General features: G+C 72.2%; 22 protein-coding genes. 9 read left to right on the forward strand and 13 right to left on the reverse strand.

Annotated elements, in window-relative coordinates; genetic code table 11:
- Positions 1–34 precede the first annotated feature (34 nt).
- Complete coding sequence (locus FH608_RS06270; RefSeq protein WP_139629331.1) at positions 35–2,629, forward strand: LuxR C-terminal-related transcriptional regulator; 2,595 nt, start codon at positions 35–37, stop codon at positions 2,627–2,629.
- Here FH608_RS06270 and FH608_RS06275 read toward each other — a convergent pair whose 3' ends face one another.
- On the reverse strand, positions 2,630–3,343 hold the full coding sequence (locus FH608_RS06275; RefSeq protein WP_139629332.1) for a hypothetical protein: 714 nt from the start codon (positions 3,341–3,343) through the stop codon (positions 2,630–2,632).
- 60 nt (positions 3,344–3,403) lie between these two features.
- Between FH608_RS06275 and FH608_RS06280 the strand changes: the two genes are divergently transcribed.
- Positions 3,404–4,078, forward strand: a complete 675-nt coding sequence (locus FH608_RS06280; RefSeq protein WP_139629334.1) for a DUF6199 family natural product biosynthesis protein — start codon at positions 3,404–3,406, stop codon at positions 4,076–4,078.
- Between the two features lie 88 nt (positions 4,079–4,166).
- On the forward strand, positions 4,167–4,868 hold the full coding sequence (locus FH608_RS06285; RefSeq protein ID WP_139629336.1) for a DUF899 domain-containing protein: 702 nt from the start codon (positions 4,167–4,169) through the stop codon (positions 4,866–4,868).
- Between the two features lie 63 nt (positions 4,869–4,931).
- Here the strand turns inward: FH608_RS06285 and FH608_RS06290 are convergent, their stop codons facing one another.
- The 4 genes from FH608_RS06290 to FH608_RS06300 form a co-directional block, all read right to left on the reverse strand.
- Complete coding sequence (locus tag FH608_RS06290) at positions 4,932–8,960, reverse strand: S8 family peptidase (RefSeq protein ID WP_139629338.1); 4,029 nt, start codon at positions 8,958–8,960, stop codon at positions 4,932–4,934.
- Positions 8,961–9,014: 54 nt separating this feature from the next.
- Positions 9,015–9,158: a hypothetical protein gene (locus tag FH608_RS51290; protein ID WP_153260661.1), complete on the reverse strand. Its 144-nt coding sequence runs from the start codon at positions 9,156–9,158 to the stop codon at positions 9,015–9,017.
- A gap of 74 nt (positions 9,159–9,232) precedes the next feature.
- Positions 9,233–12,118, reverse strand: coding sequence for a helix-turn-helix transcriptional regulator (locus FH608_RS06295; protein ID WP_226899059.1), 2,886 nt, complete (start codon positions 12,116–12,118; stop codon positions 9,233–9,235).
- Positions 12,119–12,249: 131 nt separating this feature from the next.
- Positions 12,250–13,155, reverse strand: a complete 906-nt coding sequence (locus FH608_RS06300; protein WP_139629339.1) for a LysR family transcriptional regulator — start codon at positions 13,153–13,155, stop codon at positions 12,250–12,252.
- A gap of 37 nt (positions 13,156–13,192) precedes the next feature.
- Here FH608_RS06300 and FH608_RS06305 point away from each other — a divergent pair, with 37 nt between their 5' ends.
- Together FH608_RS06305 and FH608_RS06310 are read left to right on the forward strand one after the other, a co-directional pair.
- Positions 13,193–14,068 carry an SDR family NAD(P)-dependent oxidoreductase gene (locus tag FH608_RS06305; protein ID WP_226899061.1) on the forward strand — a complete coding sequence of 292 codons (876 nt, stop codon included), beginning with the start codon at positions 13,193–13,195 and terminating at the stop codon, positions 14,066–14,068.
- Between the two features lie 86 nt (positions 14,069–14,154).
- Complete coding sequence (locus FH608_RS06310; RefSeq protein ID WP_139629341.1) at positions 14,155–14,439, forward strand: hypothetical protein; 285 nt, start codon at positions 14,155–14,157, stop codon at positions 14,437–14,439.
- 211 nt (positions 14,440–14,650) lie between these two features.
- Here the strand turns inward: FH608_RS06310 and FH608_RS06315 are convergent, their stop codons facing one another.
- The gene (locus FH608_RS06315) at positions 14,651–15,982 is read right to left on the reverse strand and encodes an aminotransferase class I/II-fold pyridoxal phosphate-dependent enzyme (protein WP_139629344.1); all 1,332 of its coding nucleotides are present in this window, start codon (positions 15,980–15,982) and stop codon (positions 14,651–14,653) included.
- A gap of 36 nt (positions 15,983–16,018) precedes the next feature.
- Here FH608_RS06315 and FH608_RS06320 point away from each other — a divergent pair, with 36 nt between their 5' ends.
- Positions 16,019–16,678, forward strand: a complete 660-nt coding sequence (locus FH608_RS06320) for an FMN-binding negative transcriptional regulator (protein ID WP_139629346.1) — start codon at positions 16,019–16,021, stop codon at positions 16,676–16,678.
- A 96-nt stretch (positions 16,679–16,774) separates the two neighbouring features.
- Entirely contained in the window at positions 16,775–17,254 is a 480-nt protein-coding gene (locus FH608_RS06325) for a GbsR/MarR family transcriptional regulator (RefSeq protein ID WP_139629348.1), read from the forward strand.
- 172 nt (positions 17,255–17,426) lie between these two features.
- On the opposite strand, the gene FH608_RS06330 is transcribed toward FH608_RS06325, so the two are convergent.
- From FH608_RS06330 to FH608_RS06345, 4 genes are all read right to left on the reverse strand, one after another.
- Positions 17,427–18,752, reverse strand: coding sequence for an SUKH-4 family immunity protein (locus FH608_RS06330; RefSeq protein WP_139629349.1), 1,326 nt, complete (start codon positions 18,750–18,752; stop codon positions 17,427–17,429).
- A 116-nt stretch (positions 18,753–18,868) separates the two neighbouring features.
- On the reverse strand, positions 18,869–19,648 hold the full coding sequence (locus FH608_RS06335) for a hemerythrin domain-containing protein (RefSeq protein ID WP_226899181.1): 780 nt from the start codon (positions 19,646–19,648) through the stop codon (positions 18,869–18,871).
- Between the two features lie 122 nt (positions 19,649–19,770).
- A complete protein-coding gene (locus tag FH608_RS51295; RefSeq protein ID WP_193318317.1) occupies positions 19,771–19,947 on the reverse strand; it encodes a hypothetical protein in 177 nt (58 codons plus the stop codon).
- 352 nt (positions 19,948–20,299) lie between these two features.
- Entirely contained in the window at positions 20,300–20,737 is a 438-nt protein-coding gene (locus tag FH608_RS06345; RefSeq protein WP_139629351.1) for a hemerythrin domain-containing protein, read from the reverse strand.
- Positions 20,738–20,759: 22 nt separating this feature from the next.
- Here FH608_RS06345 and FH608_RS06350 point away from each other — a divergent pair, with 22 nt between their 5' ends.
- Positions 20,760–21,407: a TetR/AcrR family transcriptional regulator gene (locus FH608_RS06350; RefSeq protein ID WP_139629354.1), complete on the forward strand. Its 648-nt coding sequence runs from the start codon at positions 20,760–20,762 to the stop codon at positions 21,405–21,407.
- A 117-nt stretch (positions 21,408–21,524) separates the two neighbouring features.
- A complete protein-coding gene (gene hpnR, locus FH608_RS06355; protein ID WP_139629356.1) occupies positions 21,525–23,003 on the forward strand; it encodes a hopanoid C-3 methylase HpnR in 1,479 nt (492 codons plus the stop codon).
- Here hpnR and FH608_RS06360 read toward each other — a convergent pair.
- From FH608_RS06360 to FH608_RS06370, 3 genes are read right to left on the reverse strand one after another with little or no spacing between them, the layout of a single operon-like run.
- Complete coding sequence (locus FH608_RS06360; protein ID WP_139629358.1) at positions 22,993–24,030, reverse strand: S66 family peptidase; 1,038 nt, start codon at positions 24,028–24,030, stop codon at positions 22,993–22,995. The genes hpnR and FH608_RS06360 overlap by 11 nt on opposite strands.
- A gap of 5 nt (positions 24,031–24,035) precedes the next feature.
- Positions 24,036–24,830 carry a cytochrome c oxidase assembly protein gene (locus FH608_RS06365; RefSeq protein ID WP_139629360.1) on the reverse strand — a complete coding sequence of 265 codons (795 nt, stop codon included), beginning with the start codon at positions 24,828–24,830 and terminating at the stop codon, positions 24,036–24,038.
- Entirely contained in the window at positions 24,827–25,339 is a 513-nt protein-coding gene (locus FH608_RS06370; protein WP_226899063.1) for a DUF2243 domain-containing protein, read from the reverse strand. The genes FH608_RS06365 and FH608_RS06370 overlap by 4 nt, the downstream gene beginning before the upstream one ends.
- Between the last annotated feature and the right edge of the window lie 11 nt (positions 25,340–25,350).

Here is a 25,350-nt window from a genome sequence, read left to right on the forward strand (position 1 = left end):
TCCGTCGCCACGATGGGTGCCGAGAGGAGGCGCGATGAGCGAGCAGGGGAGCGGTTGGCCGTTCGTCGGGCGCGGGGGGCAGCTGGCGGCCGTGCGCGAGGCGCTGCGGTCGGGAACGGGCGTCATGATCGCCGGCGAGGCCGGGGTCGGCAAGAGCAGGCTGGCGGCCGAGGCGCTGGCCACGTCGCCGGGGTACGCGGTGGTGCGCGCGCTGGGCACGGAGACCGCGTCGATGATCCCGTTCGGGGCGTTCGCGCACGTCCTGACGGGGCCGCCGGAGGGCGGCGAGAACCAGCTGCGCTGGGCCGCCCGCCACCTGCGCGAGCGCGCCCGGACGGTGGCACGGCGCGGCGAGCTGCTGGTGAGCGTGGACGACGCGCACCGGCTCGACCCGGCGTCGGCGGCGCTGGTGCACTACCTGGCGGGCAGCGGCGCGGCGCGCGTGCTGGTGACCGTACGGTCCGGGGAGCCGCAGCCCGCTCCCGTGGCCGCCTTGTGGAAGGACGAGCTGCTCGACCGGATCGAGCTGCCGCCGCTGACGGCGGACGAGGTCGGGCAGGTGCTCGCGGGCGCGCTCGGCGGCGAGGTGGCCGCGGAGACCGTACGCCACCTCGCCCGCGTCAGCGGGGGGAATGTGCTCTACCTGCGCGAGGTCGTGCAGGCCGCGCGCAACGGCGGCCGGCTGGCCGAGCGGGACGGCCAGTGGCGCCGGCGCGGCGAGCTGTCCATGTCGACCCGGCTGCGCGAGCTGGTCGAGGAGCGGATCGGCCACCTCGACGAGGAAGAGCGCGAGGTGCTGGAGCTGGTCGCGTTCGGTGAGCCGCTGGGCACGGAGCTGCTGGCGTCGCTGACCTCGGTCCGCGCGGTCGAGCGGGTCGAGAACCGCGGCCTGGTCGTCGCCGTCGGCGAGGGCAGGCGCGAGGAGCTGCGGCTCGGCCACCCCCTCTACGGCGAGGTGGTCCGCGGCGGCTGCGGCACGCTGCGCACGCGGCGGCGGCTGCGGATGCTGGCCGAGGGGCTGGAGGCCAGCGGCCTGCGGCGGCGCGAGGACGAGCTGCGGGCGGCCGTGTGGCGGCTCGACAGCGGGTCGGCCGCCGCCCCGGGAATGCTGGTGTCGGCCGCCCGGCTGGCCTGGGGCCGGCAGGATCCCCGGCTGGCCGAACGGCTGGCCAGGGCCGCGATCGAGGCGGGGGCGGGCGTGGCCGCGGTCGCGCTGCTCGGCGAGGTGCTCATGGTGCTCGGCGACGCGGAGTCGGCGCTGGCGGCACTGCGGCGCGCGGCCCGCGACGCGCTCACCGAGGACGACCGCGCCCAGCACGCCTTCAGCCTCGGGATCAACCTGGCGTGGGCGGGCGCCGACGCCGAGGCGTGCGAGGTGCTCGACGTGGCCGCCCGGACGCTGACCGAGCCCGCCTGGCTCCAGGAGGCGCACGTCTACCGGGCCGTCGCCGACTGCTTCGCCGGCCGGCTGGACGGGGCGGCCCGGTCGCTCGCCCGCGCGCGCACGCACGGGCCGATGACGGTACGCGGCGACGCGCACGCGGCGTCCATGGAGGCGTGGGTCGCGGCGTACTCGGGGCGGGCCGAGCTCAGCCTGGCCATCGCCGACCGGGCGCTGGCGAGCGTGGAGAGCTGGCGGGACGAGGCGCCGCACGCGCTGCCCAGCTTCCTGGACGCGCTCTGTGCCGCGCGGACGTTCTCCGGGCGGCTCGACGGCGCGGCCGCGGCCGCCGAGCAGGGGATGGAGCTGCCGGGGGCCGAGCTGTCGGTGTCGGGGTTCGCGGCCCACCGGGCGGCGGTCAGCCGGCTGCGCGGGGACGCGGCGGGCGCGCTGCGCTGGTGCGGCGACGACCTGGCCAGGATGCCGGCCCGCGAGCCGTACCTGGGGCGGGTGCTGGCCGAGCAGGCGCACGCGCTGGCGCTGCTCGGGCGCACGGATGAGGCCGCGGACGTGCTCGCGCAGGCCGCCGCCACGGCGTCCCGGTGGGCGTTCACCCGCCAGCACGCGATGCAGGCGGCGGTGTGGGTGGCGGCGGCGCGCGGGGATCTGGACGAGGCGGTACGGCTGTGCGTGCGGGCCGCCGGGCACGCGGAGGAGCACGGGCTGCTCGGCGGCCTGATGTTCGCGCTGCACGACCTCGTACGGCTCGGCGGCACGGCCGGTGAGCGGCTGCCGGCGCTGGTGGAGCGGATCGACGGGCCGCTCGTCCGGCTGCTGGCCGGGCACGCGCGGGCGGTCGGCGACCCGGCCGCGCTGGGGGCGGTGGCCGGCGAGTTCGAGCGGTCGGGCCTGCTGCTCTACGCCGCCGAGGCCACGGCGCAGGAGGCGGCGGCGTACCGGGAGGCGGGCCGCGGCACCCTGGCCAGAGGCGCGCAGACCCGGGCGTGGGCGCTGGCGAGGCGCTGCCCCGGCGTGTCGACCCCGGCGCTGGTGGAGCTGGCGACCCCCGAGCTCACGCCGCGCCAGCGGGAGATCGTCCAGCTGGCGGCGGCCGGCCTGACGAACCGGCAGATCGCCGACCGGCTGACGCTGTCGACCCGGACGGCCGCGAACCACCTCCAGGCGGCGTACGACAAGCTGGGCATCAACGACCGCACGCAGGTGGGCCGCCTCCTGGCGGCCCTCTGATCAGATGAGCTTGAGCAGTCCCTCGTGGAGGGCCCGCCGCTCGTCCTCGGAGAGGATCTCGTACGGCGTCGCGGCTCGCAGGTTGGTGCGCTCCTCGATCCGGGCGCGGACGGGCCCGTCCCGCAGGCCGACGATCTCGGCCGCGGACAGGCCCTCCGCCTGCCAGGCCGCGGCGTGCGCGTCGGCCCGGTGGTAGCGCAGCGCGGCGAGCCGGTTGAACAGCAGCAACCCGGCCCCCGCCCCGTCCGGCTCGTACGGCGGCGCCATCAGCTCCAGCGCGCCTCCGGGGACCCGATCCGCCTGGGCACGGTCGAGCACCCGCCCCGCCGGCCCGCTCATCGCGGGCAGGTCGTGCCCGGCCCAGATGCGCTCGGCCACGGCGCCGTGCACCTCGTACAGGCGGTGGATGTAGGCGAGCCCCGCCGCCGTCAGCCGCAGCTGCCCGTCACCGCTCTCGGCGAGGGTGCCCTCGCGGAGGTGCTCCCGGATGCCGGCCTCGCGCCCTTCGGGGTCCCCGTACCGGTAGATGGTGGCGAGGTCGGCGCGGGTCAGCGACCGCAGCGGCAACGTGAACCGCAGGTCGACGAGGAAACCCCCGGTTCCGGACAATTCGGCGACCGAACGGCGGGCGGAGGCGTGCACGTTGACGTGGACCGCGTCGATGACGGGCGCGATCGCCGCCGCATATCCCGATATTTCCTGAGGCTTCGGCATTGGGCGCCATTATGCCCCTTGCAGTGGAACACGAGGCTGTGACTGTTCGTCCTACCGTTCGTGATCACGCTCTACATCATCGGCTCGATCTTCTTCTTCGTCATGTCCCTGATCAATCCGCGAACCCTGTGGCGGGTGACGAGCGCCTGGCAGTACCGCGACCCCGAGGCGAACGAGCCGAGCGACCTCGCATACGGGTTCGGGCGGGGTGTCTCGTTGGTCATGGCGATCGTCTTCCTGCTCGTCGCGCTCGGCCAGTGCTCCGTGGAGAGGGAGAGAGAGGCCCGGTACGCCACCGAGCCCACCCCGACGAAGACGATGACAGAGCAGGAGATCAGGGCGTTGAGGAAGGCGGAGGAGAATCCGGAGCCCTACCACCTTGAGGAGGACGGGGTGGCGCGGAGCCTCCACTCCGACCCCGGGAAGGGCTACGAATCCGGTTACATCGCCGGCTATCGGGGCGACCCGTCCTCCAGCACGATCACCGTCGTCTACAGGCTGTCCCCGTGCACGCATCTCCATACCGCCTGGGCCGACGAGAGATACCCCGGTGAGGGGGTGAGCATCCGCATGTATGAGGCCACGGACGGGAAGAAGCTCTCGAAGGGGTGCCCGAAGAAGGAGAGGAACCGCCCCCTCCTGCGATCCAAGAAGCTCCCGCTTCTGCAGCCGCTCGGCTACCGGGACGTGCGTGTCTTCCACGGGAGCACGCTCGAGAGGATCGCCGATCGGTGACCGCGCGGACGGCCACCGATGAGTTTCACGACCGGCTCAGGTCCATCCCTGGGACACCACACCCACACTCCTGATCAGGGAGGGGACCATGAGCACGAACGCACTACCCCCCGTCGTCGACGCCGAGACCTGGCAGAAACAGCTCGACGCGCTCCGTGCCAGGGAGAAGGCCGCGACCCGGGAGCTCGACGCCATCGCCGCCCAGCGCCGGCGCCTGCCCATGGTCCGGATGCCGGACTACACCCTTGAGGGCGAGGACGGACCGGTCCGGCTGGCCGACGTCTTCGACGGCAGGAGCCAGCTGATCGTCTACAACCACATGTGGTTCGCGGGCGAGGAATGGCAGTGCCCGGGGTGCACGGGCTTCACCTCGCAGTTCACCCGGCTGGAGTTCCTGGACAAGTACGACGCCCGGTTCGTCGTCGTCACCCAGGGCCCCATCGACGAGGCGATCGCCTACAAGCGGCGGGTCGGGAACGCCATGGCCTGGTACTCCACCGCCGGCAGCCCGTTCGGCGCCGACGTCGGCGCGCCGCCCGGTGCGGGCTTCGCCGTCAACGTGTTCCTGCGCGACGGCGACACCGTGTACCGCACCTGGCACACCAACGGCCGGGGCACCGAGCAGCTCTCGCACAGCTTCGCGCTGATCGACGTGCTTCCGTACGGGCGGCAGGAGGAATGGCAGGACTCGCCGGACGGCTGGCCGCAGTCGCCCACCTACAGCCGGTGGGCCACCTCGCAGGACATCGCCGCCCTCTACGGCCCGCAACCCTCCGGCGGCCCGTCCTGAGCCGCCCCGGATGCTCGCCGGCCCGTCGCGGCCGCCCCGCCGGGCGACCGCGACGGGGGGTGGTCAGCGGAGGTTGAACGCGCGGAGCGTGGTCTGCTTGACGCGGTTGCCCGCCGCGTCCCACGCTTCCACCTTCAGGCTGACCGCTCCCTTGGTGGCGCGGTAGTGCGGATATCTCGTGCTGGCCGTGTAGACGCCGTCCCGGCCCCGCTTGAGGCGGGCGGGCTGCCAGGTGGCGCCGTCGTCGGTGCTCGTCCAGAGCCGCACGCCCTCGATCCTCGGCATCTTAGCGGCCGAGGGCCCGTGGTAGGCCTCCAGCTCGAAGGTGTGCCTGCGGCCCGCCGCGACCGTGTTCTCGTCGGACAGGCTGTCACCCAGGTCGTAGCTGACGAAGACCGCGGGAGTGGTACGGCACTGCTCGAGCGGCCCGTCGATCCACCACGCGTAGCAGTTGAGGCCCGGCCTCACCTGGTCCTCACCGGGTGGCGCGGTGAACGTCCACTCGATGTCCTGCAGGTCGTTCCTGGCCGTCAGCCGGTAGGTGCCCACCTCCTTCGGCAGCGGGTAGCGCGGCAGCGTGGTGAACGGCTCGACGGGCGCGTTCTGGATCTCCTGGCCGTCGCGGTACAGGTGGAGCTCGTACCGCGGCTGCAGGTCACCGAACACGACGCCGTCGTCGCGCCGCTCCTTGACCCCGCTGACCATGGACGGGGTCACCCAGAGGTTGCCGTTGTGCACGCAGATCGCGCAGGGGAGCCCGATCACGTTCTTCTCGAGCGGGGCGGCATCAGGATCAGCGAGCCCGTACACCTTGTCCGAGGCGGTCGCGGCGCCCGGCACGCTCGGCATGGCGAACCACTCCTGGCGCGTCCTTCCCGGCCTGTCGAAGACGTTGACGCGGTAGCGGGACTCCTCGACATATCCGTCCGGGCCCTGCGGGATGATCGCCGACATGCCCGACGAGCTCACGACCTCCGGGGCGAGCGGCCACAACCACTGGGTCCTGCTGCTGGGCATCGGGTTGGACCACTGCAGCGCGTTCGGGCCGGTCCCCGTGTACGTGATGTCGTCGACCTTCCAGCCGGACCGCCAGTACGAGTACTTCGTGTACGGCCCGGAGTGCGCGTTGAAATCGACGCGGTGCATCTGGCGTTCGGTGACCTTGTAGTGCATCGACCGCGGGATGCGGCCCTCCTCGTACGGCTTGAACACGTAGGAGTACGGCGTGACCGGCGTGCCCTCGACCCTGATGGTGACCGGACCGCGGGCGACCTGCTCGCGCACCTTCATGCCCTCGGCGTTCGAGACGTAGGCGAAGGGGATGCCGATCGGCAGCCTCGGGCCGCTGAACGGCTTCTGCGAGATGTCCAGCGGGATCGGGCAGGTGGACGGCTGCTCGTTGAAGGCCAGGATGCCGGCGGCGCCGGCGTCCCTGATCGCTCCCATGCGCTCGATCTGCAGGCCGCACGCCAGCCCGAAGATCTGTTCGGCGGGCTCGGCGTCGATCAGGACGAGCGCTCCGCTCAGGTCCTTGCCCGCGAGATCCTCGGGACGGCCCTTGCCTCCGTCGACGACCCTCAGGTCCTTCCGCCCCTCGAAGGGGATGTAGTTGGCATGGGACTCCGCCGGGTCGGAGATGTGGACCTTGGAGACCGGGTGCAGGGTCGTCCGTTTCGGCGTGCGCATGGTCATGGTGACCTCGGGCACGCCGAACTCCCACTGGCCGGTGAAGCGGAAGCCGCCCTTGGTGACCTTCTCGGTCGGCAGCGCCCACACCTTCTCCCACGACCCCAAGGGCCTGTTGTTCAGGAGGGTCCCGCCGTAGACCTGTCCGCTGGGCAGCGTGCGCTGGTAGAACAGCTCATACAGGTTGTTCAGCGGCTCCGCGGTCTTCGGGGTGGAGAAGCGGATCTGCGTGGCGTCGCGGGCGTCGAGGGTGATCTCGGTGTCGCCGGTGATGGTGAGCTCCGGGTTGAACAGCCAGCCCCGGTTGGCCCGGTCGTCGCCGTCCACCCAGTCGAGCACCTGCATCACGCTGACGGTGCCCGCGGGGACCCGGGTCACGACCACGCCCACGTCGCTCACGCGGTACGGGCCGAGCTCGCCCTTGGTCCCGTCGACGTCGACGACGCTCATGGCCGTCGGGGTGCGCGGCTTGCCGTCCCTGTCCAGGGTGTGGACGACCAGGTCGTACTTGGGGACGTCGCGCACCGCGCCCACCGGCGTGGTGAGCTGGACCCCGTCGGCCTCGGCCGTGACGGCTCCGCTGTGCGTGCCGAGGCCCAGCCCGGCCACCTCCAGGGTGACGGTCGTGCCGGCCGTGCCGCCTGCGGGGATCGTCAGCGTCGCGTCGGCGATGCTCAGCTTCGCCCCGCCGCTCATCTCCGCCTTCAGGGCGAGCGTGACGGGCTGGTCGCCGAGGTTGGCGTACGTGACCTGGCCGGTCTGCGCCTCCTCCGTGCCGTCCAGCAGGCCGAAGTCCACGCCGCCGCTCGTGGCGAAGACCTGCTGCCGGGTCGCCCGATCGAGGTCCACCCGGCCCGCGCCCTGCTCGTAGACGGTGAAACCGTCGTCCTTGGAGGTGGACATCAGCGCGGTCTTGAGCTGCTGGGCCGTCCAGTCCGGGTGCTGCTGCGCCATGATCGCGACGGCGCCCGACACGTGCGGCGTGGCCATGGAGGTGCCGGACATGCCGGTGTAGTGCTCGTCCACCGGGGAGCCCAGGCTGGTGCCGGCCGCCCGCGCGGCCAGGATGTTCACGCCCGGCGCCGCGATGTCCGGCTTGAGCCCGCCGTCCAGCCGCGGCCCGCGGCTGGAGAAGCCGGCGAGCTTGTCGTTCTTGTCCACCGCCGCCACGGTCAGCGCCGCGTCGGCCGCGGCGGGCGTGCTGATGGTCTCCGGGTTGGACAGGTTGCCCGCGGCGACCACGAACAGCGTGCCGGTCTCGGCGGTCAGGTCGTTGACGGCCTGGCTGAGCGGGTCGGTGCCGTCACTGGGGTCGCCGCCGAAGCTCATGCTGACGGCCTTGACGCCGCTGTGCGCGGCCCACTCCATGCCCTCGATGATCCAGGATTCCTGGCCCTCGCCGTTGTTGTTGAGCACCTTGCCGACCACCAGCCGCGCGCCGGAGGCGACACCCTTGTACTTGCCGCCGGAGGCCGCGCCGGTGCCGGCGATGGTCGAGGCGACGTGGGTGCCGTGCCCCTGCAGGTCCTGTACGGCCTGCTCAGGGACGAAGGACTTGCTGTCGGTGATCTGGCCGGCCAGGTCGGGGTGGGCGGGATCCACACCGGTGTCCAGGACGGCGATCTTCACCCCTGTCCCGTCGTAGCCCCGCTCCCACGCCTGGGGCGCGCCGATCATCGGTACGCTCACGTCCAGGTCGGCCTTGACCTTGGCGTCCAGCCAGATCTTGGCGATTCCGCCGCTCAGCGTGTCAGGCGTCCTGGCAAACCCCTGCCCGGCGGCCTGCTGGGCCCGCACGGCCTCCCAGAACGCGCCCGCCTCGGTCTTGGAGACGTCGAGGGCCGAGGCGTGGATGCTCTCCAGCGTCTGGGTGGGCTCGCTGGCCGGCACCGCGGCGGCCGAGCGCTTGACCGCCGCCTCGGGCTGCTCCTCCGGGTACTGCACGATGACCGGCAGTTGCTTGGCCACGTCGTCGGCGTAGCCGTTCTCCGCCAGGTACTTGACGTCGAAGAGCCGCTTGTCGAGCAGCCCCGCCTGGACGGCGGCGACCGCGTCGTCCGGCAGCACGAAGACGCCGTCCGGGGTGAACTGCGTGAAGAGGTTGACGCGACGGTCGCCCTGGCGCTTGCCGGGAGCCGTCTCGACCCGATACTTCCCGGGGACCTCCTGGGTCAGCTGGACCTTGTCACCGGTGATCAGCGTGATGACGACCTTCCGGGAACGCACGCCGGTCAGGGTGACGTTCTGGTCGGTCTGCGCCGTTGAAGAGGCGCTGGGTGCGGGGGTGGCCTGCTCGGCCGGGGTGGTGGCGGACGCGGGGACGGTGGCCAGTCCGGTGGTGAGCACCGTGACGGCGGTCAGGAGTACGCCTGCGCGGCGCGCTAATGGGGGGCGGGGCAGTGCCATGATGGCCTTTCTCTGGAACCGGCGGCGGGGCGGGAAGCCCCTTTCTGCGAGGGATCAGACGGGCTCGAAGCCGTCAGGGGGTCTGGGCGGTTCCGGCTCTTCCTGGTGAGCGGCGTCGGCGGGTCCGGCCGGATCGTCTCCGTCGAGGCCGGGTCCGTCCGGGTGCTGCTCACCGGGCTCGGACATGGTTTCGGACATGCCAGAAGTGTCGCTACAGCCATACGGGGGTGGATATGGGGTGACCCATGGGGAAAAATCCCCAATTTACGGATTTAGTCGCCTGGGAGGAGGTGGCGGGCGAGCTCCGTCCGCGACCGCGCGCCGACCTTGCGCATGGCCGCGCTCACGTGCTTGTCCACCGTCTTCGGCGACAGGAACAGCTCCCTGGCGATCTCCTGGTTGGTCAGCCCCTCCGCCGCCAGCCGGGCCACCTGTTCCTGGCGCGCCGACAGCGCCAGATCGTTCCCGCCCTGCCCGGACCTGCCCCGGGCGTCGCCACCGTGACCTGACCTGTCCTGGCCGGGCGTGACGGGGCGGACCCCCCACCTGCGGCCCAGCCCGGTCGCGCGGTCCAGGTCCCAGCGCGCGCCGAGGCTCCCGTACATCCGGTGGGCCTGGCCGAGCCGCGTGGCGGCGGCGGGGTCGCCCAGGGCGAAGAGGCAGGCGGCCGCTTGCTCGTTCGCCTGCGCCGCCTCGTACAGCGCCGGGACCTGCTCGAACGCGTCCGCTGCCGCGGCGAACTCCCCCGCGCCCTCCGCCCAGCGCTCCCCCGCCGCGGCGAGCAGGCCGCGGGCGTGCCCGAGCGCCGGTCCGGCCAGCGGCGCGTCGAGCCCGGCCAGCCGGGAGGCGTACCGGGCGACCACGTCCACGGCCTCCGCGGAACGGCCCGCCACCAGCAGCGCCTCCGTCAGCGCGGGCAGCACCCGGACGGCCACCGGCCACAGCCCGGCCGCCTCCCAGTGGACGTCCGCCTCGGCTACCGTCGCGATCGCCTCCTCCGGCTCGCCCCGGGCGGCGGAGAGCCTGAGCAGCATGGTGACGGGCAGGACGAGATCGTCGAGCTGCCCGCGCGTCCTGGCCGTGGCGATCGCGTCCAGCAGGGGCGAGAGCGCGGGCTCCTGTCGGCCCCGCACCGCGCCCAGGCAGGCGGCCACGATGTCCACCATGATCCGCTCGTGCGGTTCGTCGCCGAAGTGGTCGCGCAGCTCGTCCAGCCGCGCGGCCAGCCCGTCCCAGGCGCCGTCGACGTAGTCGGCCACGGCCAGGTTCACCAGGCAGCGCAGCTCCAGCCGCCCCCGCAGGTCGGGCTCGGCGCCGTCCTCGATCGCCGCGGTCAGCAGGCGGCGGCCCCTGCGGTGGTGGCCGCTGAACAGGGCCGCGCCCCCGATGGAGCGGTAGGCGTTGACCTCGCGGCGCAGCAGCCCCCGCCCGCCGGTCTCCCGTAGCAGGTCCTCCGCCAGGTCGGCCCAGCGTGGATCGCCGATCACCACGAAGATCATGGCGATCTTGCCGAGCACCAGCATCCGCATGGCGGGGTCATCGACGGAGGGCAGGGTCGCGAGCGCCCTCTCCAGCCACGACTTGCCCTCGCCGAACGGCAGGCCGGAGGGCGGGCGGCCCACTCCGACCATGGCCCAGGCGGCCAGTCCCGGCTGGTCGGCCAGGTCCTCGACGGCCTGGGCGAAAGCGTCCCAGATGCGGGCGTCGTCCGTCCGCGTGCGCTCCAAGTGCAGCGCGAGCAGGAGGCGGAGCGTGCCGCGCAGCGGGCGCGGCACGTCCTGCTCCAGCGCGCCGGTGATGAGTTCGACGACGGGCGGCGGGCGCAGCAACTCCAGCGCGGCCCAGCCGAGTTTCACCGTCAGCTCCGCCCGCCGTACCGCGGGCAGGTCGGTGTTCCTGAGCACGTCCTCCAGCAGGCGCGTGGCCTCGGCGTCGTCGCCCAGCCTCGACGCCTGGTCGGCCGCCTCGATGGCGGTCTCCACCCACTGTCCCGCCCGGCCCGCGTGACGCAGGTGATGTGCCAGCCGTCCCAGCGGCAACGGCCGCAGCCCCCGTACGGTGTCCGCGGCGGCGGCGTGCAACGCCTGGCGCCGGCCGAGCGGGATGGCCTCGTAGACGGCCTGCGCCGCCAGCACGTGCCGGAACCCCACCGAGCCGTTCGTCTCCGCGAACAGCCCCGAGCCGAGCACCTCGTCTATCGCCCCGCCGTCGCCTGTGCCCTCGCCCTCGGCGGCGGCGAGCAGGCCGATGGGCACCGGTGTCTGCAGCACGGCCGCCCGCTCCGCCACCTCCTTGGCCCCGCGGGAGAGCCGGGCGACCCGTTCCTGCACCGAGGCGCGGACACCGCTCGGCACGTCCAGCTCGTCGAGCGCCCGCCGCGCCCAGCCGCCCTCCCACCTGATGAGCGTGCCCCGCGTGCGCAGCAGCGCCAGCAACTCCTGTACGGCGAGCGGCAGCCCGGACGCCCTCGTGCACAGGTGCTCGGCGAACTCGGCCGTCACCTCGTCGGCCTCGAGGATCGCCGAGGCCATGGCCCGCGTCTGGGCGGCGTCGAGCGGCGGCAACACCAGATGCTCGCTCCTGATCGCGTCCGAGGTGCGCGCGGTGATCGCGCGTACCGAGGCCGGCGCCTCCTCACCCCGGTACGTCAGCACCACGCGGAACGTGGCGGGCAGCACCGACATCAGATAGGTCAGGAACTCGATCGTCTGCCCGTCCGCCCAGTGCAGGTCCTCCACGACCAGCACGGCGGGCCCGAGCGCGGTCAGCACCTCGACGAGCCCCCGGAACATCCGGTGCCGCTCGGCCGCCCGGTCGTCCAGCGGGGGCGACGTCTCCGGCAAGACCGCCGCCAGCTCGGGCAGCAACTCGCGCAGGGCCCCCGCCACCGGCGACAGGGCCGCACCCGCCAGCTCGGGCGCGCGTCCGCGCAGCGCCTCGACGATCGGCCCCAGCGGGAACGGCTCCCTGATCTGCACGCAGGTGCCGCTGAGCACCCGCAGGTCGGCCACCGATGCGCCGCCGAGCAGCTCGGCCACCAGGCGCGACTTCCCGATGCCGGCCTCGCCCTCGATCACGGCCACGGCGGGCGCGGCGGCGACGAGCGCGACCAGCCGCGCGAGCTCCCTCTCCCGACCCACCAGAACCGGAGAGACCACTCGCCCAGCATGCACCCGGTCATTCAACTCCACGCAAGGTATTAGATCAACGTCGCCCTGGGCCGCTGACGACCGCGGGCTCTTCCCTGGCGAGCTGCATCGACCGCGTGGGGCCGGTCACTCGGGGGCGGTCACTCGAAGGTGGCGACACCGGTGAGATGGGTGTGGGCGATCTTCCGGAAGGCCGCCACCATGCGGCCGCGGTCGCCCCCGCGCGTGGCCAGCACGACGTGGCTCGGTTCGACGCCCTCCAAGGGGATCGTGGCGAGGTCGGGGCGCAGCCGGCTGGTGTACTCGCCGGCCGGGATGATCGCGACGGCCTGTCCGGTGGCGACGAGTTCGGTCTTGTCCTCGACGGCCTCGATGAGGGGGCCGCCGGGTGCGGGGCGCCCGCCGGGCCGGGGGTCGACGCGCCAGAAGGCGTTCCAGTCAGGGTCGGTCACCCGTGGCAGGGGTTCGTCGGCGATGTCGTCGAGGGTGACGGACTCCTTGCCGGTCAGGCGGTGGTCGACGGGCACCACGAGGACCCGGGGTTCGTCGTAGAGGACCGTCACGTGCAGGCCGTCGGTCGCGAGCGGCAGCCGGGTCACCACCGCGTCCACGCGATGATCCAGCAGCGCCTCGCGCGGCTCGTTCCACGCCACGTGCAGGGTGCGTACCTCGGCGTCGGGGTGACGGTGGCGCAGCTCGCGCACGGCCGGGGTGACGATGAGGTTCATGGTGTAGCCGATGGTGATCCGGGTCGGCCGGGCGGCGGCCCGGGTGCGCGCCACGGCCTGGGTGGCGGAGCGCAGCAGCGCCCTGGCGAGCGGGAGGAACACCTCGCCGGCCTCGGTGAGGTCGGTGCCTCGCGGGTTGCGGTCGAGCAGGCGGGCGCCCAGTTGCTGTTCGAGGCGGCGGATCTGCCTGCTCAGGGACGGCTGGGTGGTGTGGAGGGCTTCGGCGGCGCGGCCGAAGTGCCGGTGCTCGGCGACGACCGTGAAACACTGCACCAGCCGCAGATCGAGGTCCACCGCCGCTGGAGGCTGGTCAGGCATACCCCCAAGCATAAGCCCGCGTGACGTGCGGTGATACGTGGAGCGCATTGCTCAATACGAATCATTCATTGGACGTGGGCGCTTCTCGGGCCGCAGGCTGAAATCAGCGGCCGGGCACCGTCACGGTGCCGCGTCGGGCCGCCTCCCATGGACTATGCGAGTGGAGTTCACCATGCCCGCACCTGCGGCCCTGATCACCGGAGGAACCAGCGGAATCGGCAGGGCGACCGCCGAGTTGCTGCATGAGCGCGGATACCGGGTGATCGTCACCGGGCAGAACCCCGAGACCATCGCCGCCGCCGAGAAGGCATTCCCCGAAGAGATCGTCGTGGTACGGGCCGACGCCCGGTCCATGGAGGACATCGATCGCCTCGTGGAAGTGGCCCGCGAGCGCTTCGGCACGCTCGATCTCCTGTTCCTCAACGCCGGCATCACCCGGCCGCGACCGATCGAGGCCATTGACGAAGCCACCTATGACGATCTCTTCAACGTCAACGTCAAGGGCCAGTTCTTCACCCTCCAGAGGTGCCTCCCCCTGTTCAACGACGGAGGATCCATCATCTTCACCGTCGGGATCGGCGTGACCAGGGGAATGGTCGGCGGATCCGCCACGGCGGCGTCCAGGGGTGCCCTTCTGCCCCTCGTGCCGTCCCTCGCCCTCGAACTGGCACCCCGGCGCATCCGGGTCAACGCCGTCAGTCCCGGCGCTATCGACACGGAAATCTGGGCGAAAACGGTCCAACCCGAGATGCTCGAAGAGGTCACCAAGGCGACGGCCTCCCGGATCCCCCTCGGGAGGTTCGGGACCAGCAGGGAGATCGCGGAAGTCGTGGCGTTCCTCGCCTCGGACGCGGCCGGCTTCGTCACCGGGGAGAACATCGTCGTCGGCGGCGGGTCCGGGCTCAGCGTCTAGGCCCGCCGCCGTCTCAAGAGCCTGCTCGGAGCCGTCAGCCGCCGGATTTCGTCGCCTTGGGCGACGGGCCGGCGGAAGCAGTCGCCTTGGCCGACCCACTGGCGGAAGGGCCGGCCGACGGACTCGCCGACAGACTCGCCGACGGACTGGCCGACGGACTGACGGTGGCGGTCGGTGAGGCCGTGGCGACGGGGACGGCCTGCGTCGGGGTGCTGGTCGAGGTCAACACCAGCGCTCCGATCGCTCCGACCACCATCGCCATGACGACGGCACTGCCGAACCAGAACCTGCGCACGACGCGTTTGTGCTGCTCCTGCAGCTTGGCCTGTTCGAGCCGCTGTGCGGCGCGCCTGCGCTTCGCCTTTCGCTGAGACATGGGCACTCCCCGGAATCTCTTCGGCCGTCACCATAAAAGATGCGGCGTAACGCGGACCTAAGAGATCTTCCTCCGCGACGTGATGCCCGCCTCTCGACGTCGCACCGGGGTCTGCGCCTCGTGGACCGCCTTTCGGTCGGCTGGGGCTATCGCTCGGGGTCGGCTGTACCCAGGCAACGGTGGGTGAGGGGCGGCCCGCCCGCGCGTCAGCCGTAGCGGCCCGTGGGTGCGGGTGGGTGCACGGCGGTGGTGAGGGCGTCGGCGAGGGGGTCGATGTCGTGCTCGCCCAACGTCGACACCGTGAGGCGGAGGGCGGGCGGCGTTCCGAGGCGGTTGCGGGCGCCCGGTGCGGCGGCCCAGCCCAGGGACAGCAGCCGAGTGATGGCGGTGGATTCGTCCGGGACGGGGACCCACACGTTGAGGCCGCTGCGGCCGTGTGCGCGGATGCCGCGTGCCGCCAGCGCCGTCACCAGGCCGTCGCGGCGCCGCGCGTACGAGGCCGCCACCGCCGCCGTGTCGACCGCGTCCGTACGCCAGAGGTGGGCGACCGCGCGTTGCAGCAGGTGGCTGACCCAGCCGGCGGCGAGGCGCTGGCGGCCGCGGAGCCGGTCGAGCGTGACGGGGTCGCCGGTGATCGGGGCGACCCGGAGGTCGGGGCCGAGGGCCTTGGCGGTGGAGCGGGTGAGCACCCAGCGCCGGGTGGCGCCCGCCAGCGGGTGCAGGGGCAGGTCCACGAAGCCGGCGCCGTGGTCGTCCTCGATGAGCAGGACCTCCGGGTAGGCCGCCAGCAGCTCGCGCAGCGCGTGGGCGCGTGCGGAGGAGACGGCGGCGCCGGTCGGGTTCTGGGCGCGGGCGGTGATCACGACGGCGCGTGCGCCCGCCCGCAGGGCGCGGCCGAGCTCCGCGGGTAGGGGGCCCTCGTCGTCGAGCCGCATCGGCACGGTGCGCAGCCCCAGGGTGGCGGCGAGGTCGAGGAGCGCCGCCCAGCCGGGGTCCTCGACGGCCACCGCGTCGCCGGGACGGAGGTGGGCGGCGAGCACCCGTTCGACCGCGTCGAGGGTGCCCGAGGTGATCGCCACCGGCCCGGCCGGGATGCCGTCCGCGCGCATGCGCTCCCCGGCCAGCGCGATCAGTTCCTCGTCGTCGCCCGTGCCGTACAGGGCGGGCCGTTCCGCGTGCGCGCGGGCCGCGGCGGCGAGCGCGTCGCCGAGGGGCGGCAGCAGGGCCGGGTCGGGGTTGCCCTTGGACAGGTCGCGTACGCCCGGCGGCACCTCGATGCGGATCTCCTCCCGGACGGTGCTGGCCGGGCGCGGCCTGACGCGGGTGCCGCGCCGCCCGGCGGTCTCGATGACGCCGCGCTCGCGCAGCAGCCGGTAGGCCGCCGCCGCCGTACCGGGGCTGACTCCGGCGTCGGCGGCGAGCTCGCGCACCGGGGGGAGGGTCGCGCCCGGTGGCAGCCGCCCCTCGGACACGGCGGCCTCGACCCCGGCCGCTATCTCGCTGGCAGTCGTGCCCCTGGTCCGATATTTTTCTAGCACAAATCGTATTATGTACTAATACAAAGAGGTACGCGAATGCTCATCCACCCTTGGGACGCGGCTCATGACAGCGACGAATGGCGTGCCTGGCTCCGTACGCACGACTTCGGCCTGCTCGCCGCGAACGGCGTGAACGGCGGCCCGCCGGTCGTGGTGCCGACGCATTTCCTGTTCGACGGCGAGGAGGTGGCGCTGCACCTGGCCAGGCCCAACCCGATCTGGTCCGCGGTGGAGGCCGACCCCGTGGTGGTGGTGAGCGTGCACGACGACTACGCCTACATCCCCTCCACCTGGCGCTCCGACTCCCCCGTCCCCGAGGAGGGCGTGCCGACCAGCTACTACGCCTCGGTCCAGCTCACCTGCCGGGCGCGCATCGTGGACGACAAGGAGGGCAAGGCCGACATCCTGCGCCGCCAGCTGGCCCATCACCAGCCCGACGGCGGGTATGGCGAGGTGGCCGCCGACGCGGGGCCGTACCGGCGGCGGCTGTCGGGGATCCGGGGGCTGCTGCTGGAGGTGATGGGCGTGCGGGCCAAGTTCAAGTACGACGACCACCGGCCGGTCGAGTTCCGCCGCCGGGTGGCGGACGGGCTCGCCGAGCGCGACCTGCCGGGCGACGCGGGCGCCCGGGCCCAGCAGCTCAGGCGCATGGCCAGGGGTGGCCAGGCGCATGAACAGGGCGGCTCAGGTGCATGAACAGGGGTGATCAGGCGGACGAGCAGGGGAGTGCGGACGCATGGACTGGGGACGGTGAACCCGCAGGTCGGCGACGGTGAACTTTAGGATGATCCCATGAGTACGCAGGACGGCCCCGATCGGGAGCGGGTGCTCGAATGGGTCGAGCGCGTGGCGGCGTTCGTCTCCGAGGAGTGGGGTCTGGCTCCGATCAGCGGCCGGGTCCTGGGCTGGCTCATGGCGTGCCACCCGCCGGAGCAGACGGCGAGCGACATCGCCGGGGCAATCGGCGCGAGCCGCGCGTCGCTGACCACCAACCTGCACCTCCTGACGTCCATCAAGCTCATCCGCAGATGCCGCAAGCAGGGCGAGCGGAACGTCTACTACCGGATCGAGGACGACGCCTGGGCCAAGGTCATCCGGCTCAAGCTCGCCGCGTTCACCGCGTTCGACGAACTGGCCGCCGACGGCCTGCGGCTCGGCTGGGCCGACCAGGCGCAGACAGGGCGCATCGAGGCGGCCAGGACGGCCATCGCGGCGCTGGCCAAGGTGCTCGACCAGGCGCCCGGCGACCACGGCCTCCACAGCTGTGGATAACCGGCCCTCCCTGTGGATAACTCACCCGTACGCGGCCCCCACCAGCACCACCTCAGGAAGGCCCCAGCCCCGGCAGATACTGCGAAAGCAGGGTTTGACGGACCCTCATCACAGCTGTGCGAACCTGTGTGCACACCCTGTGGATGAAAACGGCCCGAGCGCCGCCGGATGATCAACGGGAGGGGTGGATGAGGAACGCGACCTCCTCGCCCTCCGGCACCTCCACCGCGAGCCCCGCGCCGGCCAGGATGCCCGCGATCAGATCCCGGTCGCCGGACCATTGCAGGGCGAGATCGTCCACCAGATCTCCGTAGGCGTCGAAGGCCGAGGTGTGCGACTGGGTGGTCCAGAAGACGGCCTTCGGCGTCTCCCCCGCCGCGGTCGCCTCGTGGACCCGCTGCCAGCCCCCGGAGGCGGTCGGCCAGAGGTCCGGCTCGGCGAGGTACCCGTACGCGGCCAGCCGCTCCAGCGCCCGTACGATCCTGCACAGATCGGACGGCCGGTCGGTGGCCAGGCAGGTCACGACCCCTTCCTCGGGCTTCTTCAGGCCGTGGACCGCGGCGAACAACTCGTCCATGGCGGCGTCGGCCTGCCTGCTCAGCTCGTGCTCGTCCAGGTCGAGCAGCGAGTCGTACGGATCGTCGCGCTCGGCCTGCCCCGGCACGGAGACCACCAGGCCCTCCCGGGCGAACGCCGCCTGGACGTTGGACGGCAGCCCGCCGCGCCACGCGATCGGCACGTCCTTGAGCAGGGTGCCGTCCGGGGCGAAGGGAGGGTCGCCGGCCGGGCTGAGCAGGCCGCTGGTCTCGCTCTCGTACGCGAACCGCTCGGCGTCGACGATCTGCCAGCCCTCGCTCTCCAGCCGGTCGAGCGCCCGGCGGAAGCCGTCACGCGGCGCGACCGCCCTGGACACGGCGACCTCCGCGCGGCGCTGTTCGAGGAACGCCCGCGTCTCGGCGATGAAGCTCCGGCCCATCAGCGTGTCCATCACCATGGACCACCACGCCTCGGCGTCGGTGAAGGCGGCGGGGTCGAGCTCCCTCAGCGCCAGCCACAGCTCCTCGGTGTGCCGCTGACCGGCCTCCGGGGGCGCGCCGTTCAGTGCCCGCTGGCGCAGCCTGAGCCGGTGCAGGAACTCGACGAACGTCCCCAGCGAGCTGTTGACCTTCTCGGCCCGCGGCTCGCCGTCCATCGAGAGCAGGCCGACCACGCCGTCGCGGAGGTCGAGGAAGTAGCGCATGCCGGTGTCACCCGACGTGCCGCCGAGCGTCAGGACGTCGACGTCCCCCTGACCCGTCCTGAACACGACCAGCGAGCCCACCCTCGGCTCGTCGGCGACGAAGGTGGTGAAGGCGAGGTCCGCGCGTACCGGTAACCCGACCTCGGACAGGATCCGCGCGTCCGCGTCCGACAGACCCTTGTCGCGGCACTGCGCGACGTCCATCAGCAGCAGGCCCTCGTCGCCGAACGCCTCGACCATCTCTTCGTGCGTGACCACCCTGCGGCACCTTGTCGTCGGAAGTAGGAAGTCGTTGGGGCGGCCTGAGGCGTGCGACGTCAGGCCCGGAGATCAACTTCCCCAAGCGTAGGGGATCTTCGACAGGGCCCGCGCACTCAGATGCGCGGCGTGAACTGCGCCAGGTTGTAGATGCCGAGCGCCTTCTCGATGTCGGCCACCTGCTGGACGACGCCCGTGAAGCCGGCCGCGCCGAAGCGGCGGTGCTCCTCGTCCTCGAAGATCTCCCCCATCCGGGCGAACTCCGCGGGCGGGACGACGTCGCGCAGGGCAGGGAAGACGACGGTGTCCTCGCGCGCCTCGTGCGGCTCGTACATCTTGATGAACGCCCCCATGTCGGCTACCAGCTCGCGGCGGCCCTGCTCGCTGACCGGCCCGGCGGTCGCTTCGAGGATGCGGCCGGTCAGTACGCGCCCGCGCTGGTGCTGCGTGACGAGCACCGAGACGGTGTCGGCGAGCTTGCCGGCCTTGACCAGGGGCGGGAAGACGTACCGCTCCTCCAGCCGCTCGTGGTACTCCTCGATGAAGTTCCGGATGATGCCCGCCCCGGCGTGCAGCTCCCGCGCCGGGACCTGCTGGTCGCGGCGGATGCGACGGATGCCCTCCCGGTAGATGAGCAGGACGCGCTTGAGCACGCCGTGCTCGCGCATGAGGTCCTCGGGTGGCGTGACCTCTTCCTCCTCGCCCGCCTTCCCGCCGCCGGAGGTCGGCGTCTTCGTAGGTGTCCGCGTCGGCGTCGGCGAGAGTTCTATGCCCTGCTCCCGCGCGACCCTGTTCACCTCGCGTACGGCGCCGCAGCCCGTCAGCACGACCGGCATGCCCAGCAGCGCCCGCCGCCGCATGCTCGCCCTGCGCTCGTCCCTCGCATCGCCCGTCATCGTCAGCCACCTCACCCGCATGCTCCTCCTGGAAGCCTGCCCCGCCGCCGGTGACCTGACGCGATACGGCAGGTAATGCTTGGTTGAGAAGCACCGGCGGCGGCTCCCGTCACGGGGTGCCCTCAGTACGTGCCCGAGCAGCCCTTGCAGCCGGCCGGCGGCACCGGGCGTACGTCGCTCCAGCCCGCCTTCCTGACGATCGAGGCCGACCACGGGACGACCTGCGCCAGGCCCGGAACGGGCGCCACATGCTGAACCGCCCACAGCTCGCCGCTGCCCGGATCGATGACGAGCTGCACGCGGTCGGCTCCGCGCGTGGGCAGTTGCAGCGCGATGCCTCGGCGGCCGTCGGGGTCGCGGACGCCGTCGAGGACGCGCTCCTGGCCAGTGCCCGGTAGAGGGATCGAACGTCTCCCGCCGGTCGAAGGCGATCAGGAAGGTCTCGGACGCGAGATCCTCGGCGACGTCGAGTCCGACCCGGCGGCCGATGTAGCGGCGTATCTCCGCGTAGTGAGCGTCGAAGACCGCTTCGAACGCGTCAGGGGCAGTGATCACTCATGGACTCCAGAATGAGACGGACACCCCTGTTTGCCCGATCGAAGCCTCCCCTTCCCGCCTATTTTGCCGCTGTCGGCGGACCTTGGAGAGCCCTCAGAGGTCGTCCGGCGGGTCGATCATCTCGTTGAGCAGCGGGACGAGCTGTTCCTCCTCGTAGTCCAGATGGGCCTCCAGCTCCCCGGCGAGCCGGTCCAGCTCGGCTCCCGTCGCCTCCCGGTCCCCGGTCTCCACCAGCGCCCGGATCCGGGCCAGGATGCGCGCCACCGTCCGGTGCTCGCTCCTGAGCCGCGTCAGGACCTCGGCCAGCTCGGGGTGCAGGCCGTCCAGGTGGGGGAAGAGCACGTCGTCCTCTCCCGTGTGGTGCGCGTGGAGGGCCTCGCAGAACGTCAGGCAGTGCTCGCGCAGGCTGGGCCCCAGGGCGGCTGTGCGGCGGAGCTCCGCGAGGTCGCGACGGAATCCGTCGTGCAGTTTCACCAGCTCGTCGCCCCAGGCCACGAGCCTCTCGTCAAGTTCGGGTTGTTTTTTATACATGTATAGAAAGTAGCATGGCGGGATGCCGGCACGCACGGGGCGACCCCCCAAGATCTCCCGGGCGGACATCGTGTCCGCCGCCCACCGGATCATCGACGCGGAGGGGATCCACGGGCTGACCATGCGCAGGCTGGCCCGCGAGGTCGGCACCACGGCCATGGCGCTCTATCACCACGTGCGCGACAAGGACGAGCTGCTGCGGCTCCTGCTCGACGAGTACGCGGCCGGGATCGAGCTCTCCGACGTGCCGGGCGGCGACCCGGTCGAGCGGGTCGTGTCCGCCGCCACCGCCATGCGGGCGGCACTGGTCGGCTCCCCCTGGATCGTGGAGGTGCTGAGGGCGGACGACCTGCTGTCCGTGCACGCGCTCTGGTTCCCGGAGACGATCATCGACGGGCTCGTGGGCGCGGGGCTGGAGCCGGAGGAGGCGGTGGACGCGTACCGGATCATCTGGCACTACACGGCGGGCGAGATCAGCGCACGGGCCGCGGCGGCGCGCAGGCGCGACAGGGGCGGGCCCACCTATCGCGGCCAGGTCTTCGCCGGCCTCGACCCGGACGAGACGCCGCGCCTGGCGGCGCTGGGCGAGCGATGGGAGGAGCTGACCGCCCGCGACACCTACGACAAGGGGGTGCGCGCGCTCGTGCGCGGCCTCGTCACCGGTCCGTGACAGGCCGGCCCACCGGACAATCAGCCTGATTACACTAGGAAACCACTGGGTAACAGCTTGCAATGAGACGCTCGTGGCGCCGTGACCGGGGCCGGTCAAGCAGAACGGGGACTGTCGATGCGCACCCTCCTGGTACACCCCAGTGGCCTGATGTATTCGGAGATCTTTCTGCGGCTGGAACCGCTGGGCCTGGAACGGGTGGCGGGCGCGCTGCGCGCGGCCGGTCACGAGGTGCGCCTGCTCGACCTGCAGGTCTTCTCGCACCGTGACCTCCACCGCGAGCTGCTCGACTTCGAGCCAGAAGCCGTCGGGTTCGGCCTCAACTACCTGCCCAACGTGCCGGAGGTGCTCGACCTGGCCCAGCGCGTGAAGAGCCTGTTCCCGCGCTGCTTCGTGTTCGCCGGCGGGCACAGCGTCTCCTTCATCGCCTCCCACGTCATCGCCCAGTCCGAAGGCGGCCTCGACGCGATCCTGCGGGGCGAGGGAGAGGTCGGGGCGCCGCTGCTGCTGGCCGCCGCCCGCGACGGAGGGCTCGGCGAGGTCCCCGGCGCGGTGACCGCCGAGGGCGCCTGCGGCAAGCCGCCGCTCCTGCTCACCAGCCTGGACGAGCCGCGCCCGGCACGCGACCTCACCCGGCGCCGCGACAAGTACTTCATCGGCGTGCTCGATCCCGCCGCCTCGGTCGAGTTCACCCGCGGCTGCCCCTGGGACTGCTCGTTCTGCAGCGCCTGGACCTTCTACGGCCGCAGCTACCGCAAGCTGTCGCCGGAGGCGGCCGCCGAGGAGGTGGCCTCGATCCGCGAGCGGGGCATCTTCATCGTCGACGACGTCGCCTTCATCCGCCCCGAGCACGGCGACGCCATCGCCGCCGAGCTGGAGAAGCGCAGGGTGAAGAAGGAGTACTACCTGGAGACCCGCGCCGACGTGCTGCTGCGCCACCCGGAGGTGTTCGAGCGGTGGCGGCGGCTGGGGCTCACCTACATGTTCCTCGGCATGGAGGCGCTCGACGAGGAGGGGCTCGACCTCTACCGCAAGCGCACCAGCCCCGACCAGAACGTCAAGGCCCTCGAACTCGCCCGCGCCATGGGGCTCACCGTCGCGATCAACCTCATCGTCGACCCGTCCTGGGACGTGCAGCAGTTCGAGCTGGTACGCCGGTGGGCGCTGTCGGTGCCCGAGATCGTCAACCTCACCGTCATGACGCCCTATCCGGGAACGGAGATCTGGCACACCGAATCACGCAACCTCACCTCGCGCGACTACCGCCTGTTCGACATCCAGCACGCCGTGGTCCCGACGAAGCTCCCGCTGCGCGAGTTCTACCGCGAGCTGGTGAAGACGCAGGCGGTGATGAACCGCAAGCACCTCGGCGTCGCCGCCGCCGGCAAGACGCTGGGCATCATCGGCCGTAACCTGCTGCGCGGGCAGACCAACTTCTCCAGGGCGATCTGGAAGTTCCGCTCGGTCTACAACGCCGGGCGGCAGTACGGCGACCACCTCCGCGAGGTCCGCTACCAGCTGCCGGTGCCCGACCAGCGCGCCGTCAAGCCGGCCGACCGCCGCGAGCTGTACATCCACCAGCGCCCTAGTACGTGACGGTGATGCGGCCGGCGACGGCGTCGACCGTGACGGTGCCGCCGTACGGGACGACCAGCTGCGGGTCGGTGTGCCCGATGTCCACGTTGAGGACGACAGGGACGTCCGGGCTGTACTCCTCGAAGGCCCGCAGCACGGCCTCCCGCTGGGCAGCGACGTACGCGGCCTTCCGGTCCGGCGCCAGCGGGCTGTCCAGCGACCACGCCTTGGGCCGCGCCATGATCGCGGCGCCGAACCGCTGGAGCAGGCCGCGCTCGCCCATGCTCATCAGCACGCGGTACACGTACGCGGCGTCGGGGAGCTCCTCCGTGGTCTCCAGGAACAGCACGCAGCCGTCGTAGGCGGCGACGTCCTGGATGTGGGTGCCGACGCGCAGGTTCCAGTCGACGATCTCCAGGCAGCCGCCCCATGACGGGCCGGTCACCGTACGGCGCGGGCCGTGCCACTGCCAGCCCTCGCCGGGAAGCAGGTCCGGCTCGCCCTCCAGTGACGCCGGGTCGTTCCAGTCGCGCTCGACGTCGGTGTACTTCTCGGCGGGGCGCAGGTCGTACGCGTCGTGGGTGAACAGCGCGGCCCGGACCGCCTCGGCGGCCTGGGTGTGCATCGCGCCGCCGCGGCCGAAGAGCGTCATGATCGTGCCGCCGTAGTAGGACACGATGCCGAGGTTCCACAGGAAGTTGCACAGGTTGGTGTTGTCGCTGATGCCGAAGAACGGCTTCGGGTGAGCCCTGAGGAGGTCGGCGTCGAGGTGGCGCAGCACCTTGATCTGGTCGTCGCCGCCGATGGAGGTCAGCACGGCCTTGATCGACGGATCGGCGAACGCGGCGTGGACGTCCGCGGCACGCGCGGCCGGGGACGCCCCGAGCTCGCGGGTCGTCGGGTATTCGACGGGGACGAGCCCGAAGTCCTCCCGCAGGCGGGTGAGACCCAGCTCGTACGGCGCGGGGAAGATCGCGGGCAGCGCGGCGCCCGGCGACAGGACCGCCACCTTGTCACCGGGCTTCGGCTTGTCGGGGTAGGCGGGCATGCGGCTCAAGCTACCCCGCGGGCACCGCCTCCGGCCACGGCTTTACCGCCGGCGGCAAGGGCCGTGCGGGAGGGCCGCCACGTGGTCACCAGTGCCAGGGCGAGCAGCAGCTCGGCGATGTCCCCGCCGTAGTACATGATCTCCGCGGCGCCGCGCCGCTCGTCGCCGGGCACCGGCACGTCGACCCACACGCCGGCGTACATCAGCTGCGACAGCCCGCTGTGCACGGCGATGGCCACCCCCAGCACGACGAGCCGCCGCGGCACCGGCGACCGGTGCGGGGCCGGGTCGGGGCCCGCGATCACCCAGGCGAACAGGTAGCCGGACAGCAGGAAGTGCAGGTGCACCAGGTGGTGCGGCAGCTCGCCCGCCATGGTCAGCTCGTACAGCGGCGTGCAGTACAGCGCGACCAGGCCGCCCGCCGACAGCACCAGCGCGGTGGACGGGGCGGAGAGCGCGCGGAAGGCGCGGCTCCGGAGCAGCGCGGTCAGGCGGCGGGCGTGGGCGGTGGGCAGGGTGCGGAGCAGCAGGGTGACGGGCGCCCCGAGCACGAGGGCCACGGGTGCCAGCATGCCGATGAGCAGGTGCTGGAGCATGTGCCCGCGGAAATCGTGAGCGGCCTGCGCGGCGACGGGACCGGTCAGGGCGAGCACGACCAGCGCGCAGCCGGCGACGAAGCTCGCGGCTCGCCACGCGCTCCACCCGCGGCTCCTCGTCAGGGTCGCCGCGAGCACGTATCCGGCCGCGGCGAGGACCGGCAGGGCGGCGGGCAGCAGGCCACCCTCGTGGTGCGCCGTCACGAGGCCGGGGCCCGGGTGAAGTCGATCACGCTCGCCCCGCGTTGCAGGCCCCAGCCGGCGACGACCAGCAGCGCGCCGAACAGCAGGAATCCGACGTCCCACCAGGTCTGGTACGGCCCCGTACGCACGTGGTGGATGCCCAGCAGGTGGTGGTCGACGATGCCTTCCACGAGGTTGAACAGGCCCCAGCCGACCAGGATCCATCCCCACAGCGCCCGCGACCGCCAGATCCGGCCGCGCGAGCGCGTGACCCGCGAGTAGAGCAGCGCCAGCCCCGTCAGCACCGACAGCCAGGTGAACGTGTGGAAGAGCCCGTCCCACAGGGTGTTCATCTGCAGGCCGGGCACGGTGTCGGGCGAGTAGTACCGGATGCCGACGTTGTCGGTGTCGGTGCTGCTCAGCATGTGGTGCCACTGCAGGAGCTGGTGCAGCAGGATGCCGTCGACGAATCCGCCCAGTCCGATCCCGAGGATCACGCCTGGAACGGCGATGTCCTTCCGTGCCACCACGCTGCCTCCCC

The organism is Nonomuraea phyllanthi (genome assembly GCF_006334985.2).
Lineage (GTDB): Bacteria > Actinomycetota > Actinomycetes > Streptosporangiales > Streptosporangiaceae > Nonomuraea > Nonomuraea phyllanthi.